Source organism: Acinetobacter sp. B-6 (assembly GCF_056930735.1).
On sequence record NZ_JBXPBY010000009.1, the window covers coordinates 161,820 to 181,855 of the forward strand.

15 protein-coding genes are annotated in these 20,036 nt (G+C 37.0%); 11 read left to right on the forward strand and 4 right to left on the reverse strand.

Annotated features, from left to right (window positions below; genetic code table 11):
• Positions 1-144: 144 nt before the first annotated feature.
• Complete coding sequence (locus tag AC1Z3T_RS12795; RefSeq protein WP_100885035.1) at positions 145-1,251, reverse strand: OmpW/AlkL family protein; 1,107 nt, start codon at positions 1,249-1,251, stop codon at positions 145-147.
• Between the two features lie 884 nt (positions 1,252-2,135).
• Between AC1Z3T_RS12795 and AC1Z3T_RS12800 the strand changes: the two genes are divergently transcribed.
• Both AC1Z3T_RS12800 and AC1Z3T_RS12805 read left to right on the forward strand, forming a co-directional pair.
• Positions 2,136-2,699, forward strand: coding sequence for a 1-acyl-sn-glycerol-3-phosphate acyltransferase (locus tag AC1Z3T_RS12800; protein WP_100885036.1), 564 nt, complete (start codon positions 2,136-2,138; stop codon positions 2,697-2,699).
• A 106-nt stretch (positions 2,700-2,805) separates the two neighbouring features.
• Positions 2,806-3,555 carry a YebC/PmpR family DNA-binding transcriptional regulator gene (locus tag AC1Z3T_RS12805; RefSeq protein ID WP_004831110.1) on the forward strand — a complete coding sequence of 250 codons (750 nt, stop codon included), beginning with the start codon at positions 2,806-2,808 and terminating at the stop codon, positions 3,553-3,555.
• Positions 3,556-4,200: 645 nt separating this feature from the next.
• Here AC1Z3T_RS12805 and AC1Z3T_RS12810 read toward each other — a convergent pair.
• Positions 4,201-4,674 (reverse strand): Lrp/AsnC family transcriptional regulator, encoded by a 474-nt coding sequence (locus AC1Z3T_RS12810; protein ID WP_004831109.1) that lies wholly within the window; start codon positions 4,672-4,674, stop codon positions 4,201-4,203.
• Positions 4,675-4,923: 249 nt separating this feature from the next.
• On the opposite strand from AC1Z3T_RS12810, the gene AC1Z3T_RS12815 reads away from it, so the two are divergent.
• The 5 genes from AC1Z3T_RS12815 to AC1Z3T_RS12835 all read left to right on the forward strand — a co-directional run bounded on the left by AC1Z3T_RS12815 (position 4,924) and on the right by AC1Z3T_RS12835 (position 8,454).
• Positions 4,924-5,706, forward strand: a complete 783-nt coding sequence (locus AC1Z3T_RS12815) for a HesA/MoeB/ThiF family protein (RefSeq protein WP_100885037.1) — start codon at positions 4,924-4,926, stop codon at positions 5,704-5,706.
• A 39-nt stretch (positions 5,707-5,745) separates the two neighbouring features.
• Positions 5,746-7,044, forward strand: coding sequence for an ABC1 kinase family protein (locus AC1Z3T_RS12820; RefSeq protein ID WP_100885038.1), 1,299 nt, complete (start codon positions 5,746-5,748; stop codon positions 7,042-7,044).
• A 102-nt stretch (positions 7,045-7,146) separates the two neighbouring features.
• Positions 7,147-7,527, forward strand: coding sequence for a dihydroneopterin aldolase (folB, locus tag AC1Z3T_RS12825; protein WP_005029425.1), 381 nt, complete (start codon positions 7,147-7,149; stop codon positions 7,525-7,527).
• Positions 7,484-7,921, forward strand: a complete 438-nt coding sequence (locus AC1Z3T_RS12830) for a 2-amino-4-hydroxy-6-hydroxymethyldihydropteridine diphosphokinase (protein ID WP_005029423.1) — start codon at positions 7,484-7,486, stop codon at positions 7,919-7,921. Before folB ends, AC1Z3T_RS12830 begins: the two co-directional genes overlap by 44 nt.
• A gap of 11 nt (positions 7,922-7,932) precedes the next feature.
• Positions 7,933-8,454, forward strand: coding sequence for a hypothetical protein (locus AC1Z3T_RS12835; protein WP_100885039.1), 522 nt, complete (start codon positions 7,933-7,935; stop codon positions 8,452-8,454).
• Between the two features lie 122 nt (positions 8,455-8,576).
• On the opposite strand, the gene coq7 is transcribed toward AC1Z3T_RS12835, so the two are convergent.
• Together coq7 and AC1Z3T_RS12845 are read right to left on the reverse strand one after the other, a co-directional pair.
• Positions 8,577-9,212, reverse strand: coding sequence for a 2-polyprenyl-3-methyl-6-methoxy-1,4-benzoquinone monooxygenase (gene coq7 / locus AC1Z3T_RS12840; protein WP_004831102.1), 636 nt, complete (start codon positions 9,210-9,212; stop codon positions 8,577-8,579).
• A 1-nt stretch (position 9,213) separates the two neighbouring features.
• A complete protein-coding gene (locus AC1Z3T_RS12845) occupies positions 9,214-10,533 on the reverse strand; it encodes an MFS transporter (RefSeq protein ID WP_100885040.1) in 1,320 nt (439 codons plus the stop codon).
• A gap of 175 nt (positions 10,534-10,708) precedes the next feature.
• Between AC1Z3T_RS12845 and AC1Z3T_RS12850 the strand changes: the two genes are divergently transcribed.
• The 4 genes from AC1Z3T_RS12850 to AC1Z3T_RS12865 all read left to right on the forward strand — a co-directional run bounded on the left by AC1Z3T_RS12850 (position 10,709) and on the right by AC1Z3T_RS12865 (position 20,003).
• Positions 10,709-13,435, forward strand: a complete 2,727-nt coding sequence (locus tag AC1Z3T_RS12850; RefSeq protein ID WP_042088632.1) for an autotransporter assembly complex protein TamA — start codon at positions 10,709-10,711, stop codon at positions 13,433-13,435.
• 35 nt (positions 13,436-13,470) lie between these two features.
• A complete protein-coding gene (locus AC1Z3T_RS12855; RefSeq protein ID WP_100885041.1) occupies positions 13,471-18,012 on the forward strand; it encodes a translocation/assembly module TamB domain-containing protein in 4,542 nt (1,513 codons plus the stop codon).
• A 134-nt stretch (positions 18,013-18,146) separates the two neighbouring features.
• Entirely contained in the window at positions 18,147-18,698 is a 552-nt protein-coding gene (locus AC1Z3T_RS12860; RefSeq protein ID WP_228153694.1) for a M48 family metallopeptidase, read from the forward strand.
• A 51-nt stretch (positions 18,699-18,749) separates the two neighbouring features.
• A complete protein-coding gene (locus tag AC1Z3T_RS12865) occupies positions 18,750-20,003 on the forward strand; it encodes a M48 family metalloprotease (RefSeq protein WP_335622445.1) in 1,254 nt (417 codons plus the stop codon).
• Positions 20,004-20,036 lie beyond the last annotated feature (33 nt).

The window sequence follows — 20,036 nt, forward strand, 5'->3', positions numbered from 1 at the left end:
GATAGCGAATGCGTTTGACCTACAGGTTTTTAGCGAATAAATGCAAATTCATTTTCGACTCCAATTTTTTAAATCCTAATTGAAGTCATTCCTTTATCGAATATAAAAAATGACTTCAATCTTTATTGCTTTATAGGTTAAAAATTAGAAACGATAACCAACACCAACGTATGAGATCAGTGGATCAATCTCGATTTTAGTTTTCGCTTGGATTAATTTTGCATTGTTATTGGTATTCACCACACTGATTGTCGCTGTATTATCTAATTTAGCATATGAAATAGATGCCGTAGCAAACCAGTTTGGTTTAAAGTCATAGGTAAATCCAGCCGTGACGATAGGTGCAAGTGCATCTGTAGCATCGACCTTAACTTTCATATTGCCACTTGATGGTTTGCCTTCAAGTGAAGCACCTGCCTGACCATCATGAATATTTTGGATCATATGCCCCGCATTGACCAAATCATTTTTAATTCCTGAATTGATTTTAATATCATTGAAATAGGCATACATAACACCTGCGCCAACAAATGGTCTAAATTTATTGACACCAGATTTTCCAAAATAATACTGTGCTTGAATTGCGGGTGTCCAGGCTCTGGCAGAAGCAGCATTGTTGTAGCGATCTAAATCTGTAATCAAAAGATTGTTCTTTAAGTATAGATCGCCAACCAAGCCTTGAAGAGGTTGAGATGTTGCGGTGAAGGGTGCATAAACAGCACCTTTGCCTTTTAAATCAACTTTAGGTGGGACACCGCCAATCAGCTGAACAGCAACATTGTCTGTAACATTATAGGTAAACATCAAACCGAGTGTATCAACATCTTCAACTTCTAAACCTGCATTTGATGTCCAATTGGCAATGCCATTGATTTCAGCAATTCCTGTTAATTGATCAATCAAAGTGGGGTCCTCAGCCATGATAACTTCGAGTAAATCATCAAATAAATATCGACCTTCTGTATTACTGGGCGTATTAAGTAACTCGATGAGTGTTGGGTCCATCGCATCAATACGAGATTGATCCACATTATCCAAAATTGTTTGCCCTGAAATTACACCCACCGCTGCTTTTGTATTCGCACCAACCGAAGTATTGATTCTAAATGGCTGCGCTTTTCCCATAGACGTCATATGTAGCCAGCCTGTAGAAACTGAAAAGCGTTTAAAATCTTCAGCTTGGCTAACCCCTGCAAGACACAATAGAGAAGTTGTAACGATGGCTTTTTGAAACATCTTTTTTGTTTTCATTAGATTCATCCTTTTAAAGATCATCATTGTCTTCTTGACAATGAGTTATTTAAAATTACACAAAATAATCAACAAGTAGAGTAAAAACTCTAATTTAAAAGTGCAATTAAGACTAAAAAAGTAATGAAAAATAAAGTATTAATATTATATCTAAATAAAAATCAGAAATTTATTTAAAAAAATTATTTTTTTTAGTTTATTTTTTATACAAATAAAATATTGCAAAATAGTGACATAGTTTTACTTTTTGATAAATTGAATTATTTTTTGATTGTGTTAAAAAAGCATAAAACAAATTAGTATCGCTAAATTAATTTTTAAGTTATATTATTTTTTAGGTGAATTTTATAATTAATTGAGTGAGTTAATGCAATATTCAAAAATACTAAAATACAAAGGGGGGATTAAATATAAGCGTTCCTTAAAAAGCAAAAAAAATGCTGATATGTCATGATTTATTTTATAATTGATACTCATTTCTCTATTTGAAAACGATTAGGATGTAGAATAATGTATTATGAAGAATAAGGAGATGAACATGGAATATAACGGTGTTTGTTTTTAAACTTTAGATTTATATTTTATAAGCGATCAGTTTTATTTGACATTTTTTAGGTCGATCAATGGTTTATATTTATTTAAAATCTACTGCATTTTTAAATTTATTGCGTTGTGATGTCGTGTATCGGCTTATGATCAGGATATAAGTCTGATACTTTTCAAATTTGTATAAATAAATCCATTGATGTTTTGGTTGCTTTAAGAAAAGACGATTATTCTAAGATAAAATATACAAGTGTAGAAAAATAAGCGTAATAGTGATTGTTTTTTTTTGCTTTTGCTCAGACAATCCTCAAATCAAATTTTTAAGGCATACATGTTATATGAAAAAGTTTTTGGGAGAACTTACCTTTAAGCTCTCGGGTTGGTCTTATGACGTGGATCAAAGTGTACTTGAAAAAAAACAAGTGATTATTGGCTTTGAGCATACGTCTATGATGGATGCTGTGCTTTCACTTGCTATATTTCAAATTCATAACATTAGAATTCATACTTTAATCAAGAAAGAATTATTTAAAGGACCCATGAAACCAATTTTAGAAAAAATTGGTGGGATTCCTGTTGACCGTAAATCAAATAAAGATATTGTTTCACAAATGGTTGAATTGTTTCAAAGTCAGGATGAATTCAATTTGGTGATCGCACCTGAAGCTACTCGTGCTGAACGCGGAGAAGCACGTAAACCGATTCGTACAGGTTTTTGGCATATAGCCAAAGCTGCAGGTGTGCCGATTGTTTTAATGTATGCCAACTCAAAAACCAAGCAAGGTGGAATTTTTGGAAAAATTTATCCAAATGATTTAGATCAGGATCTCGCAGAAATTAAACGGTTATATAAAGAGCACACAGGATTGGATATTGTAATTCCTGAGCCAAAAAACTCTTAATTTGCATCAAAACTAAAAAATAAGCACTTTCTCATAAAAAAGTGCTTATGGTAGAATTGCTGCAATTTGATATGGCATAAGGCCAATCTACAGGAGCATATTTCGCATGGCGGGTCATTCCAAGTGGGCCAATATTAAGCATCGTAAAGCAAAACAAGATGCAAGTCGCGGTAAAGTATTTACCAAATATATTCGTGAATTAACCACAGCAGCAAGACTTGGCGGTCCTGATGTGGGAAGTAACCCTCGTCTACGTGCTGTTGTTGAAAAAGCACTTTCAGTGAATATGACACGCGATACCATTAATCGTGCTATTCAGCGTGGTGCTGGTGGTGAAGATAATGATGATTTAAAAGAAGTCACTTATGAAGGTTATGGTGTTGGTGGTGTAGCAGTTATTGTTGAAACGATGACTGATAACCTCAATCGTACAGTACCAGACGTTCGTCATTGTTTCTCTAAAACCAACGGTAACTTGGGTACAGCAGGTTCGGTCGCTTACTTATTTACCAAGCGTGGTGAAATTACTTTTGAAGATGTTTCTTTAGAAGACAAGATCATGGACATTGCTTTAGAGGCAGGTGCTGAAGATATCGAAGTCGATGAAGACGAAATCTTGGTAATTACTACACCAGAAACGTTTGGTGATGTACAAGATGCTTTAACTGCAGCAGGCTTGAAATCTGACAATGCTGAAGTGGTGATGAGTCCATCAACCAAAGCGCTCATTTCTGATGTAGATCAAGCAAAACTCATCGTGAAGATGATTGATATGTTTGAAGATTTAGATGATGTTCAAAACGTATATACCAATGTTGAGTTTACCGACGAAGTTTTAGCTGAATTAGAAAATTAATTCTAATTTGTGTAAAAGAAGCGCACTCTTGAGTGCGTTTTTTTATGCTGGTTTTTATTTGTGAAATTCTGCCGTAATTGAGTTATCACCACTCTATAAACTCAATCGCTTTTCGCCACGTTCGAAGTTGTTTAAAAGATCAAGGACATGGTAATAATGAGAACAGTAAATAGCTAAAATATCGTTTTACTGAGTAAATCATCACGTTTAAACAACTGATCAATTGTCTTTTTAAAGGCAGATAAATTTAGCTTATTATTTTATATATTTAACATTTACTTAAAAATATTTGACTTGTGTCTCGTTTTTGATTAATTTTAAATGATCGGTTGATCAGTAAAATTGGTTCATTCTTAAGGATAAAAAGTGTTTGTAAAATATAGAGATAAATACATTAATTCAGCAAACATCAAGTTTATGGAAGTTGAGACGATACAAGGAAACATTCATCAAGCAAAAATTTTTTTTATCGACGGTAGCAATATTGATTTAAAGTTTCTTGATAAAGTGCAGTTTGATTCATTTCTACTTAAATTAACAAACAACAATTAAGATCATTTCAATTAAAAAAATTGATTTTTGTCTAAATAAGGGAGGGAGAGATCCCTTATTTGTTTTATAGAACGTCAGCACTTGAATCAGCAACTAAATACGATTAAGTAAGCCAGTACAGTTAAATACTCGATTATATTCTTTGATCACAAAGCTTGAGTGTAGCGCGACCACATGATCAATTTTACCAATACGTTTAAGTAAAATTTCACTGTAGTTTTCCATATCTTTAGCAATGACTTCAACCAAGAAATCTGCAGTTTGCCCCGTGACTAAAAAGGCATTAATCACTTCTGGAATATTTTCCAGTTCTTCTAAAAATTTTGCAAAAGTATCAGTGTCGTGTTTACTAAGTGAAATCTGTAAAATCACATGTAGCTTAAAGCCTAATTTTTCGAAGTTAATATCACGTTTTAGATTGGTCATGATATCTGTTTCAATCAAATGCTTGATGCGACGGTGTACTGAACTCACAGATAGATTAATGCGTTCTGACAATTCATTTAAGTTGATATCTTCATGGGTTAATATTTCTAATATTTGTTTGTCGTAACGGTCAAGTTCCATAGCCATACTCAGTGTGAAATTTTTTTCTAAGCTAATGTAGAATGAAATTTATAAATTTTCAATATTGAAATAATACTTGAAAAATATTTGCGATAAATAAAATAATTTAGCAACTTTCTACTTTGGATAGGTCATTGAGCAAATACTATTGTTCAAGCACTTATTTCAGATTCATTTTTACAATGTTCTACGTGATAAACCTTGAAAATGTTATATTGCAGATGGCAACAGCGGAATTATTTTTAGTACATGATGGATATGGATTTAGAACTGAACGAATCTGAAATGCACCTTTATTCGCGCCAGATTTTATTAGATGGTTGGGATTTAGAGGCACAGGAAAAATTAAAGCTTGCCAATATCCTGATTGTAGGCTGCGGTGGGATTGGCTGTACCACCGCTGAGCTATTGGCACGCGCAGGTGTAGGTAAAATTAGCCTGATTGATGCAGATATTATAGAAATAAGTAACTTACAAAGACAGATTGCTTATGTCGAGCCAGATATTGGTTTCTATAAAGCAGAAATATTAGCCAAACGATTGCAACAGATTAATCCCTTTATTCAAGTAGAGCATTATACCAACCGGCTTGATCAACAGAATGCACAAATGCTGATCTCACAACAAGACTTGGTGCTTGATGGTTGTGATAACTTTGCTACACGTTATCTTGTCAATCAAACCTGTACTCATGCTCAAACTCCTTTGATTAGTGCTTCCGCAATTGGTTTTCAAGGTCAGCTGTTTATGGTTGAAGGGGATTCAGCTTGTTATGAGTGCCTATTTCCCAAAGGGCAGCAGCAAAATGAAAGCTTACGTTGTGCGGACTCTGGCGTATTGGCGACAACTCCAAATGTCATCGCCAGTTTACAGGCACATCATGCACTTTTATACCTCGGTCTGGGAAGGACACCGCTCAAGCAAAAATTATTGCTGTGGGATGGTTTAACAATGAAACAACGAATTTTATCCTTTGAAAAAGATCAAGATTGTACAAACTGTCAGCTTAGCCATACTGCAAACGCTGATTAATTTGTTAAACTCCTACAAACTCAATTTAATGTTGACATTATGAAAAATAATATCTTTCTCGATGGTCTGCGTTCAGTCGCCCGCGTTGGGGAAACGGCTGTAATTGCAGCGAAAGCAGGCATTAAATATGCCACAGAAAAACCCAGTAATGCCAAGTTGATGCGTGAAACCTTTGAATCATTAGGTTCAACGTATATTAAATTAGGTCAATTTATTGCCAGTACACCCTCATTATTTCCTCGTGAATATGTTGAAGAGTTTCAAGGCTGTTTGGATCAGACCCCTTATTTACCATTTAGTTATGTACAAGGTGTGTTGCAACAAGAGTTTGCAGGGCGCGATTTGTCAGAAATATTTGCTTCTATTGATGAAAAGCCATTAGCCTCAGCATCCATTGCACAAGTGCATGCTGCACGCTTAGTCACTGGCGAAGATGTTGTAATCAAAGTTCAAAAGCCTGGTGTAGAAACCATTCTTTATACTGATTTAAACGTTCTACATTGGGCAACCAAGGTTTTGGAAAAAGCCATACCTAAAGTTAAATTTGCTTCTTTGGCTGACATTGTTGAAGAAATCAAAACACGTATGGTTCGTGAAGTTGATTTTATTGAAGAAGCTAAAAATTTAGATGATTTTGTCAATTATTTGAATGTCTCTCGAAATACTGCTGCAATAGCTCCTAAGGTTTATCATCAATTTTCTACTCGTCGTGTTCTTACAATGCAACGTTTATATGGTGTACCACTGACAGATTTTGAAGTAGTCAAAAAAGTTGCTAGAGACCCTTCGCAGGTACTGATTACAGCAATGAATACTTGGTTTGGTAGTTTAATGCTGTGCCAATCTTTCCATGCAGATTTACATGCAGGCAACCTAATGTTGTTAGAAGATGGACGAATTGGCTTTATCGACTTTGGGATTGTGGGGCAGTTAAAACCTGAAGTTTGGCAAGCATGTATGGCATTTATGGATGCATTGCAAAAGACCGATTACAAACTGATGGCTGAAAATATGTTGCAAATGGGTATGACCAGTACTCAAATTGACACTCACGTTTTAGCAGACGATTTGGAACGTTTATTTAGTGGTGTATTGCTTGCTGATCCTCAGCAAATCATGACTTCAAATCCATCTGATCTTAACGATATCATGATGGATATGGTTGCTGTCGGGGAGCGTCATGGTATACGTTTCCCACGTGATTTTGCTTTATTATTTAAGCAAATGCTGTATTTTGATCGTTTTATGCGAGTACTTGCACCCTATACAGATATCTATGCTGACCAACGTTTGCAGATGATTCAAAATATCGACCCAGCATCATTATTAAAGCATTAATATGAAGCGTCCCTTGTGAAAAGTATTTGAAAGATTGACGACAAGTCTTGATAAATACATTTTCGCAAGGGTTTTTCATTGAATAAGAGAAATTTTAAAATCATGGATGCAATTATTATTGAAGGTTTGAAAGTCGATACTGTTGTTGGCTGTTTTAACTGGGAACGTCAAATTATCCAGCCTTTAATGCTTGATTTGCATATTCAAACCAGTTTAGAGCAAGCTTCAAATTCTGATGAACTTGAACATACGTTAAATTATGCTGAGATTTGTGACATTTCAGCCAAAGTGATTCAAGATGCTGCCCCAAAATTGATCGAACATGCGGCGAAATTGGTGTTAAATGCGCTTTTCTCTACCTTTCCTGCGATTGAATCGATTATGATTACCATCCGTAAGCCTGCTATTATCCCGCAAGCAAATTCTGTAGGAATTCGTCTTGAACGCCACCGAAACGATATTCGCTCTAGCGCTAGCCAGTAATAATCAACCACAACATCATTTTCAAAAATCATGGACTCAAATTAAAAAACTGGGGGAAGCTGTTTTTTCTCCAATTTATTTAATTCCTTGTCGTGATGGAATTGGTGCAGATTATTGGAATGCTGCCTGTTTATTAAAAAGCCATTTATCAGTCGATCAGATGATCTGTCAATTAAAACAGATGGAAGCAGAGTCAGGACGTACCCGACCATCTCATCATATTTCTTTGGATATTGATTTAATTGCTTGGGGAGCGGAGTTAAATACAATGCATTTTAATCCCAAAAAACTTCCACTGGCTTTGGACGTTAAAATCCCAATGTTTGATCTTTGGCAAGATGTACGATTCAGCTATCCACTTCATCAATTTCCTGTGATTGATCTACCCGCATAAGGTGAGTACATATGAATATTCGATCTATGATTTTAATGAGTGCTGCATTTTTGTTAAGTGCTTGTACAACAAGTCATGAAAAACCACAAAAGCAACCTGCTAAATCGACAAGTTCGTTATCATTGCAACAGCGTGAGATACACTTAAAACAGCAAGTAGAAAGTTATACTCAGGGTCAGCCTACATTTAATGTTGCATTTAATGACCTGAATCAAGATGGAGTGGAGGATGCGATTGTCCTTCTAAGCGGACAGGATTGGTGTGGCTCTGGGGGCTGTACTATGTTGGTCTTTAAAGGTGGAACAAATCAGCAGTTTGAGTTTTTAAGCAAAACCACTTTGGTAGACACACCTGTATATGTGACCAGTTATATGCACAACGGCTGGAAGCAACTGTTTATATATACACATCAGCATGGGCAAGTGATGTTAAAATTTGATGGGAAAAAATATCCCTTAAATCCATCTTTATTACCAGTACAAACAGCAAAATTGGCGCCTGATAGTGCCCAGTTGATATTTGGTCAAGAGTGATATTTAATCAGAATGAAGATGTGGTTTTGTTTAGCAGCTAAATATTTAGAACAGTTAAAATTTTCAAAAATAAAGTTAAAAAATAAGCCCAATTCAAGGGCTTATTTTTTTAGATACTGCCATTAAATATAATAACTGGTTTTGGTCATCAGTTTAGAAATGGCAGTCATGGTAATTTTAACAGGGATTGGAAGTTCTACCCCACCAGCAGTTAATGCTGTATCACGATGATGTAATTCATCTTCATTCATTTGTACCAAGATCTTACGCGAGCGTTCATCTTGAGCAGGGAGCTGACTGATATGGTGTTGCAAGTGAAGGCTCACTTGGCGTTCAGTTTCAGCCACAAAGCCTAAACTGTATTTATCGCCCGCGATACCAGCAAGTGCCCCCATACCAAATGAAAGTCCATACCATACGGGATTGAGTAAACTGGTATGACTGTCCAACTCTTTTAAACGATCCTCACACCATGCCAAATGATCTTGTTCTTCAATGGCAGCAAACTCCATTTCACGACGCACATTGGGAAGTTTTGCAGTCAGTGCTTGTCCATGATAAAGGGCTTGTGCGCAGACTTCACCACTGTGGTTGACCCGCATTAAACCTGCTACATGGCGTGCTTCACTAACAGCGAGTTGAGTTTCAGTCTCAGTGGATGGATTGGCTCTTTGTGCAGATGTCGCTCCAGGAACTAAGCTTCTTAACGCTTGATCAAAAGAATGAATCAATTTATCAATGCCCGTATATTGACGCATATTAGTCCTCCAAAGAAACTTGAGTGGTTGCGATTAATGGCTTTAAACGAATTAATAACCATGTGCTAAACAATGCGCTTAACACAGCAGTAATACAAAATAGAATTTTAATATCTATTTTTAAGATACTTAAGATGATAATAGAAAAAATCGCCGATGAAACCATGAATATCGCATTAAAGATATTATTTGCAGCAACAACGCGTGCTCGATGTGATTTTGGTGCATATGCTTGCATCATGGCATATAGGGGAACGATATAAAAACCCCCACTAATCCCCAGTAAAGTCACTGCCAACATCACGTGATAGTAAGGGGCACCAGAACTAAACATATCTGTAACGGAAATCAAATCACCTGTACGTTCAGGAACAAAAGCCAGACTGCCTGCAAGGTAAATTGCAAATAAAGTTAAACCAATTGCACCCAATGGCACCATTTTGATATTCACTTCAGTACCACCAATTTTGCGGCATAATAATGAACCAACACCGATTCCCACAGAGAAAAATGTCAGGAGTAAACTCACCACGTTTTCATTGCCATGCAGGTTTTGTTGGGTCAATTGAGGAATTTGCGTCAGGTAGGTCGCGCCGTAGAACCAATACCAAGAATTACCTAAAAGAACCATAAAGATTAAAGGCAAACTTTTTGCATAGCGAATGGTTTCGAAACTGGTTCTAAAGAAATTCCAGTCAATTTTTAAATCAGTGTTGGAGGTTGATTGTTTGAGAATAAAGCGGCTCGCTATATAGCCCACTACAGCGATTGAGACAATGGTTAGACAAATCCAAATCATGTGTCCTTGAGAGAGTGATATAACCGCGCCACCCAAAATCATCCCGATCAAAATAGCAATGGATGTTCCTGACTGAAATAAAGCATTTCCTGACATTAACTCGTTTGGTTTCAAAATTTCTGGCAAAATCGCATATTTGATTGGACCAAAGAAGGTGCTGTGAGTACCCATCAAAAACAAAGCAAACAGTAAAATCCACAAATTACCCAATAAAAAACCTGCCGAAGCAATCAGCATAATAATGATTTCAAGAATTTTAATATTTCTAACTAAAAATGAACGTTCATACTTATCCGCAATTTGACCCGCTGTCGCAGAAAAGATGAAATAGGGTAAAATAAATAGAAGTGCGGCAAGGTTATTTAAGGTACTTACACTTGCTGATTGTTGCTGAATCCATCCATAGGTAATGACGAGCAATAAGGACTGTTTATACACATTGTCGTTTAAAGCGCCAAAAAATTGGGTGAGGAACATCGGTAAAAAACGTCGGGTCCCTAAAATATGCTCATTTTTTTCCATTGTAGAAGACTTCATTTAGTTATATATAAGAAATGTGTTGAAATGGTAACTATCTCTCAAAATCATGTATCATGTTTTTACCTTAAATCATGTGTAAAACCAATTGGTTTGAGTATTTGAAAGATTTTTAATCATGGATCTTTCTACAAATAAATTTAGGTCATTCGAGCGTGGTATGCCAGCAAAAATTAATTTTAAAAAATCTGTGCTTTCACATAGTGTTCATTTACACTTTGATCGTTATCATATCAATAAACTGATATGTTCAAGTGTTTTTTTAAGTATTTTTGCAGTACCCGTGAGTTACGCAGAGCAAGCACAGAATAGTCAGAACATAAACTCAAGTACTGTAAATATTACACATGATCAAGAACAATTAGAGTCGGCAGCAAGACAAGAAGGCTTATCGAACGAGAAAATTGATCAACTCGATGAGAAAGTAAAACAGGCTCAACAGCAGCCCGAACAATTTGATAGTGCAAAGATGCTTGAACAGCAACAGCAGAATATTGGTGTTCAGGATGATTTCAAACCGATTGAATTTGAGGACTTGGAAGATTTACCCGCGGTCAGTGTTGACCAGTCTATGGCAAACGAAATTTACAGTGTGGCAGAGCAGGCTAAAACCGAAGCACAAAATTTTCGTAATGGCATGAGCAAAACGCCTGAGGTTGAAGTCAGTAACGCCACACAACAAGAGTTAACCGAGATCACTCAAGCCCCAGTCAATGTTGATCAATTGATACAAACCATTCGTGCAGATAACCAAATTTCTGTTCAAGAAAACGAAGCTGGTAAAACCCTGGTTGATCATAACGCGAATCTTCCAGAGGAAGAGCAACCTAAAAAAGGTTTCTTTAGAAATCTTGTCAATAAAATTCGAGGACCACAGGACAACGGCGCACCGATTGCAAAAATCAGTGTCTCTGTTTCAGGTGCACCTCCTGTTTTGGCAAACAACTTAAAAGCCAAACTCGGAACGTTTACTCAAGAAGCTTATTCTGATTTTAATGGTTCAGTGCCACAATTGCGAACACTTGCAGTTCAGGCTGCACAAGCTGTGGGTTATTACAATGCCCAATTTAGATTTAATAAAATTGATGAGAGTCATTTAGGTGTAAAAGTTACTCCAAATGATCCTGTAAAAGTTACTGAACAAAACATCGAGTTCACAGGTCCTGGTGCAAATCTTGCTCAGTTCCAAGTGATTGGTGTATTACCTGACTTGGATGAAGGTGATATTCTGAATCATGGTTTATATGAAACCACCAAAACCAGAATAGCAGATGCAGCTTCCAATAATGGATTTTTTGATAGTTATTGGCGTTTGCATGATGTCAAAGTGGAGCAACCACAAAATAAAGCGCAGATTAATTTAAAGTACGAAACAGGCGAGCGTTATAAATTAGAAGATGTCGAGTTTAGAATGAGTGACCCTTCTAAACCGTTACCGATTGATTTAAAAATCTTAAAAACTTTAGCACCGTGGAAAGATGGCGCAGATTATACGGCTTGGCGTGTCAACGGTCTGGCAAATAATCTCACCAACTCACGTTATTTTAATTACACGCTTGTAGATGCGATTAAACCTGATGCGATTGTAAAACCACTGGAGTTGCCAGCAGATTTACAAGCTTTGGTCGATCAGGAAAATGTTGCTGAATCAACTTTTGCAGCACAAACAGATGCTGATAAGGCACATCTATCAGATAAAGAAGTGACCCAGAATGTAGTTAATGAAAATCAATTTGCCGGAACTCAGGGCGAAGAAGCCAACCCAAATTTAAAACAGCTGCAAGCACAGCAAAAAGAAAAAGAGTCTGATGAGGATCAGCTCAAGGATAAAGCGCGCGAAACCAAAAAAATCCCAGTGATTGTGACTTTAAATGCTGATCGTTTAAATAGTCTGGAAACAGGTATTGGTTATGGAACAGATACAGGCGTTCGTTTGCGTGGTCAGTATAGACGCGCCATTGTCAATCACTTAGGTCATTCCTTTGATGCAAACATGGAGCTGTCACAGATTCGTCAATCAATTGATGCGCGTTATAACATTCCTTATAAACATCCTTTAAATGATTATTTCAGTTTAGTTGCCGGTTATGAACGCGAAACTCGCGATGGCATTGGTAATGACATGGACTTGGTCATTGAATCTGCTGTAGCTGGGGTTGACCGCATCATCAAAGGATCACGTAAAGAGTGGCAACATATTCTGGGTGTGCGTTATCGTTTAGATCGAGTCACTCAAAATGGACCTGTCGATATAGCCAATATTCCTGACGCATTTTTGATTCCAGGCTCTGATCAAGAGCAAGAATCACTGTTGTTAGGTTATGAAGCAACCAAAACGATCAGTGATAATCGTGTCAATCCAACACGTGGCTATAAACAAAGTTATAAAATCCAATTAGGTAGTCAGTCATTACTCTCTGATACGGATATGGCAATTACCAGTGCTGAATGGAAAGGTTTGTATTCTTTTGGCGAAAATGATAACCATCAAATTGTGGGTGGTCTGAATGTGGGCTATATTTTTGCCAAAGACTTCGAAAAAGTACCTTATAACTTAAGATACTTTGCTGGTGGCGATCAAAGTCTTAGAGGTTTTGATTATAAAAGTTTATCACCTGTTGAGTATGGGTATAAAGTAGGTGGACAAGGTTTAGCCGTAGGCTCGTTAGAATACAATTATCAATTTAAAGATGGTTGGCGTGGTGCAGTCTTTAGTGACTTTGGTAATGCTTATGACAAGTCATTTAGTAATGATACTGAATATAGCGTAGGTGTGGGTCTACGTTGGAAGTCACCAATTGGTCCGATTCGAATTGATGTTGCATCTGGAATATCCGATCCAGCAAAACCAATTCGTTTGCACTTCTTTATTGGTTCGCAACTTTAATTAACTAAAAATATAAGAGAATTACTGGAAATATTATGGCTGATGAAGAACATCAAGATGTTCAAAATGAACAGCAAAATGATCAACCCAAGCAAGAAATGACCCCGAAGAAGCGTAATTTATTACGTAATATTCTGATGTCTTTACTTTTGGTCATTATTTTATTAATTGCTGCTTTGGCTGTAATGTTCAGTACTGATAAAGGCAGTAAGTTTTTATTAGATCGCGTTGCTGCAAGTCAAAAAATCATTACTTATCAATATGAAAGTGGGAATTTGCTGCAAGGAATCATTCTTAAAAATGTCTTGGTTACCTTGACTGCTGTGGATGTTAAAATTGATCGTGCAGATATTTCTTTGGGATGGCGCGCAATTTTAGAAAAAGAAATTCATCTGAGTCATGCGGATGTCAATAATTTAAGAATTATCAGTAAAAGTCCGCCAAGTGATGAACCTTTTAAATTCAGTGAAATCAAATTGCCATTTGTTTTGCGTTTAGACAAAGCAGATGTGGATCATTTGCAATTTCAGACCAGTTCCTCAAAAGTAGATATCAATGATATTCATTTGGAAAATGCATTGTGGTCAGGTACTGCTCTGAAGTTTGAAAATTCAAAAATGGACATGGGCTATTTGTCGGTCAAAGATGCCACAGGAAACATGGATTTTAAGCAAGGGGATTACCCACTCAATGCCAAAGCTATTCTTCGTCTACCTTCGTTAAAAAGTTTAAATGTTGAAGATATTTACGTCCATGCCCGTGGTTCTTTAGCCACTATTAAAGCCGGTGTTGCAACTAAAACCCCAGATTTGTTGACGGGGTGGGCAGTCATTCATCCAATGCAACATGATGTACCTATGAATGGTGCTTTGATATTTAAAGATTATCATTGGCCATTGATGCTAGACCAAGAACTTTTATCTAAAAATGGGTTAGCTAAATTTCAAGGGGATGTAAAAGGTCTAAATCTCGAACTCAACACAGATATTAGTGGTAAGAATATTCCACAAGGTCAATACACGGCTTTGGCACATACTGATTTGGTTAATCAGCTCAATATCAATAACTTAAATGGTCAGCTCATGGGTGGGGCGGTCAACCTTACCGGCTTAGTCGGCTGGCATGATGTTGTACATTGGGATATACAAGGGCGTTTAGATCGACTCAATCCAAAAGATAAAGTGATACCTCAGGCGATTCAGGATTTTCTGCCAGTTTCATTGGATGCAAAAATTGCTTCAGTTGGTGAGTTAAAGCAAGGTATGCATTTAACAGCCAATTTGGACTTTGATAAATACGAATCGTGGAAAGTTAAACTTGATCAAGCAGAACAAAAGGGCAAAAAACCTGAACCGATGTTGCTGGGTGTAAATTGGAGTAACATTGATCGCGCTGTGCCTTATGTAGGTTGGTTGAGCAGTGAGCAGGGACAAGTCAATGTCGCACTTGTAGAGGGGCAACAAAATATTCATGTTGCAACAGTTGTACGTCAGCATGAAAAAGGCAGTTTGCCAGCAGGTAAATATAATGCTCAGGTCGACCTAAAAGGCAATGATTTACATATTCCAGCCTTTGAATATATGGCAACAAAAGGCAGCTTGTCTGGAAATGCTGTGGTTGAATTACCGACTGAAAAACGTCAATTGAAGTGGAATGCATTGTTGAATGCAAAAGATTTTAATCCACAGAGCGTGGTTGCAACTGCACCAGTGGATCTGTTGAATGGGCAAATCAAAGCCAATGGCTATGCGAAACCAAACCAACAGTTGATTAATTTGGATGCGATTAACTTAACGGGACGTATTGCTGATCAGGCTAAAGCTGAAACCATTCAATTGACGGGTAAAAGCACAGCTGCAATTATTTTCAATGATGCTAAAGCTGGAGGCGCATTTAAAGGTTTTGCTGTGAATTATGATGGTGCTTTAAATGCATCGCAAATGAAGCAAGGCAGTGGTTTACTCAAAATTCGTGTTGCAGGAACACCTGAGCTGATCAAAATTTCTGAACTTCAACATGATGGTGTTGCAGGAAAAATTTTAGCCAATGGTTTGGTGCATATCAGCAATGGTATTGGTTGGGACATCAATGCTTCTTTAGTTCGTTTTAAACCACAATATTTTGTCTCATCAGTTCGTGGAGAAGTTTCAGGCAATGTCAAAACACAAGGTAACTGGTCAGATCGTTTAAAGAAAATTAATATTCAACAATTGAATATTGCAGGGATGATTAACAATAAACCGTTGCGAGGGCGCGGTAATTTAGCAGTCGTGCTGAACTCTGACCTTAAAGGTTTGATGCCTCAACAGTTTGAAGCAAATAATCTATTTTTGTCTTATGCAAGCAATCAGGTTCAAGCATCAGGTAATGCACAGAATTTAAGATTAAAATTGAATGCCCCTGCATTATATGAGCTTTACCCAGGGTTGCGTGGTACAGCACATGGTTATTTAAACTTACAGGCACAGCCTCGTTTAAGTGCGACAGCCAATCTCGCGGTGGATGATTTTAGATTCAATGACAGTTTAAGCATCAAGAAATTGAGCTTAAAAGGTGAGTTACCGACTTCAGAAACTGTGCCTTCTAAAATGGTTGCGCAATTGGAAACTTTGCGTAGTGGCAACCGTGAGATTCAACACGCAGGTATTACACTTTCAGGAACACGCAAAGCTCATCTACTACAATTACAAGCTTGGAACTATTATTCAAAGTTCTATGTGCAATTTGCTGGTGGGTTTAATGCCCAAAATGATTGGCTGGGTCAAGTGCAAAAAGGCGAATTTGACTCAGTGCGTGCACATTTATTGCAACAACAACATGCGCCTATTATTTTCAATTCAGCTAAATCAGAACTGTATGTCGGACAACATTGTTGGTTAAGTCAACAAAGCCAATTATGTTTTGACCAGCCAGTTCGTGCGAGTCAGAAGCATGGTAATGTTTCATTTGTCACTAAAAATTTAGACTTGAATGACTTCGCTGCATTTATGCCAGAAGGTTTAGCGCTTACAGGTAAGCTAAATGGTTATGCAAAAGCATCATGGGCGCAAGGGCAACAGCCTAAATTGGATGCCAAATTGGTGACACGCAATGGACAAATTGGTATTGCAGCAGAAGATCCAAATGATCCGTCAACATCCATGAATTATGATGAAGCAAGTATCATTGCGAAAAGTATCAAAGATGGTTTGTTATTGCGTACTGATTTGAAAGCGCCGAATGTGGGAACGGGATATGCAAGTGTTGTAATCAACCCGTATGTTGATGCTAAACCGATGCGTGGAGAGGTTGCTTTTAATGAAGTTCAACTGAAAATATTAAAACCATTTATTGCGGATGTGCGTAAATTGGATGGAACTTTGTCATTGGCAGGTAAGATCAATGGAACGCTGACAAAGCCGTTATTTGATGGCGAAATGCGTTTGAAAAATGGTGAAATCAGTATGATTTCACTGCCAGTAAACTTAAACAATATTCAGCTTTATACTTCAATTCGCCAAGATGTTGCCACAATCAATGGAGCTTTCAACAGTGGTCGTGGTGTAGGTAAAATTAGTGGAAGTGTCGACTGGAAAAATGATCCACATGTACAAATGCGTTTGACAGGTGATAAATTATTGATTCGCCAAGCACCTTTAATCACTGCAATTGTTGACACGGATATGGAGCTTGATGCATTACCATTAAGTAAGAAGTTAACAGTGAAAGGTAAGGTTGATGTCCCTCAGGCACTTATTTCAATGCCTGAATCAAGTGCGACAGTGGTCAATGTTTCACCAGATGTACGTATTGTGAAAGAAGGACAAAATCAGCTTGCTTTACTTAAGGCTGCACAGCCATGGTCGATTCGTGCAGATGTTTCAGTAAATTTGGGTAGTAAGGTTATTTTCCAAGGTTTTAACAGCCGTATTCCTTTAGTCGGACGTTTATATCTTTCACAACGTGGTTTGGAAACAGCAATGCGTGCCAATGGTGCGATTGGCGTCAGTCAAAAAGTGACTGTGGAAGCTTATGGTCAACGTCTGGATCTAAACCGAGCGATTGCACGTTTTAACGGACCTTTGTCAAATCCGACATTAGATGTGGATACCAACAAGAGTATTTCGGGTAGTACAGTCGGATTACGTGTGACTGGAACAGCTTCGAGTCCAAATATTCAGGTTTATAACGATGCAGGATTGTCAGACCAAGAAGCCATGAATGCGTTGATTACAGGTCGTATCAATGAAGGTTCAAGCGGATTAAGCAATGCTGAAGGATTTAAGTCTGATGTGAACAATACCATTGCCGCAGCAGGGATCAGTTTAGGCTTGGGCGGGACGCGCGCGTTTACCAATCAGATTGGGCGAACATTTGGTCTAAGTGGTTTATCTTTTGATGCGCAAGGGACAGGTGATGATACTCAAGTGAGTTTAACGGGCTATATTACACCTGACTTATATATTCGTTATGGTGTTGGTGTATTTACCCCAGTCAATAAATTGACTTTACGTTATCAAATGAATAAACGTTTGTACTTAGAAGCAAGTCAGTCTTTGGAAAAAGCCATCGACTTGTTCTACCACTGGCGTTTCTAATTTAATCTTAGCTGTTGTTTTAAAAGGACTCGGATTTTTATATTCGAGTTTTTTTTCGATTAAATCAATTGAAACAAAATTGGGTCATTGATATAAAAGAATCTAATCATGAAAAGAATATATGGACAATAACAATGTACAGCCAAGAAACGATTGCTCGGCTTGAGCAAGAATTACGAGAAAATCCCAAAGCGTATCACCGTAAAGTAAAAATACTGGCATGGCTGGGAAATTTATATATAGCATTTGGTGTCATGGTTTTGGTGATTTTATTGATTTTAGCCTGTCTATCAATTTTGGTTTTAAAGGCTTTTGCCATTAAGATCATTATTCCAGTTGCGATATTCCTATATGTCATTGTGAAATCACTTTGGATTAGTGTAGAAAAACCTCAAGGGATCGCTATTCAAGAAAAAGATGCGCCTGAGTTATTTAAAATCATTAATAACTTAAGACTAAAATTAAATTCACCTCCATTTCATCATGTACTCATTTCAGATGATTTTAATGCTGCCGTCGTTCAAACGCCTCGACTTGGGCTGTTTGGGTGGTATGAAAATTATTTAATTATTGGCTTACCGTTAATGCAATCTTTATCGGTGCTGCAATTAACTTCAGTGCTCGCACATGAGTTTGGGCATTTGTCTAAAAATCATGCTAAAACAGCGAATTGGATTTATCGCTAAAGGATTCGTTGGGCTCAGCTTTATCAACTTGTAGAGCAAAATGCCAGTCGAATAGATATTATTTTTAGACCCTTCTTTAAAAAGTTTGTGCCATATTTTGCTTCTTTTTCTTTCCCTGTTGCACGGGCAAATGAATATGAAGCTGATAAAATTTCCGTGGAATTGACATCTGCTGAAACTGTGGCACAGACCTTAACTACGGTAAATGTAGTAGGATGTTATTTAAGCGAGGAATTTTGGCCAACCATCTTTAAGCATGCCGAAAATATGCCCAAACCCACAATTTCCCCATATCTTGGATACGTTAATCAGTTGAGTGAATTTTCTGAACCGTATAAAACCAAGAAATGGTTGGATCAGTCTCTAAAATTACAAACCAATTTGGAAGATACACATCCATCATTAATGGATCGTTTAGAATCAATTGGTCAAACAGCACAGTTGATATTTGCTGAAAAAGGGCATACAGCCGATTTACTTTTGGGAGATCAGCTTGCAAAAATCACTACCACTTTTGATCATCAATGGCAAAATAACGTTTTGGATGTTTGGCAACAACACCATCAGCATATTCAACAACAAAAAGAATATTTAAAACAATTGAATGAAAAGTTAGAGCAAGGTGAAGCGCTCTCTACGGATGAAAAATTTGCACAAGTAGAACTTACTGATACAGTTTTGCATCAACCAGATATTGCATTTGATTTGATGAAAAAACTATACGAGGAAGATCTAGAAAATGCTTTGGCTAATTATATCTATGGTCGTCTTTTATTGGAGCGCAAAGATCAAAATGGTTGTGCTATTTTAGAAAGATCAGCTCAATTGAATGAGTTTTATCAAGTAACAGTTTATGAAATGCTTTACCAATTTTATCAAGAGCAAGGCATAGCTGCTGAAGCTGAAAAGTATCAACAACTCATGTTAAATCGTATCGCACTTGAACAGTTGGCAATGAGCGAACGACAAGAGGTGAGCTTCAGAGATCATTTTATGCCTCATGGATTGACCCAAGAAGTATTAGAAGATTTATTACAACAACTTAGAAAGTATACGGGTATTCAACAGGTTTGGCTGGTACAAAAGCAGGTGCAACATCTTAAACATATACCTTGCTATATTTTAGGTTTTAGTCTGAAGAAAGGCTTCGGCAAAGTGGATATTGAGGCAATCATACAAACTACAAAAGCATTACATGAAAATGTGATCTTTCCTGGTGAGACATTTCTACTTTGTTTTGATATTGATGAAAATCAAAAGATAAAAAAGAACATTAAACAAGTACAATCCGCTCAAATCATTTAACTTTATTGATCTAAAAAGTTTTCAAAATTTCGA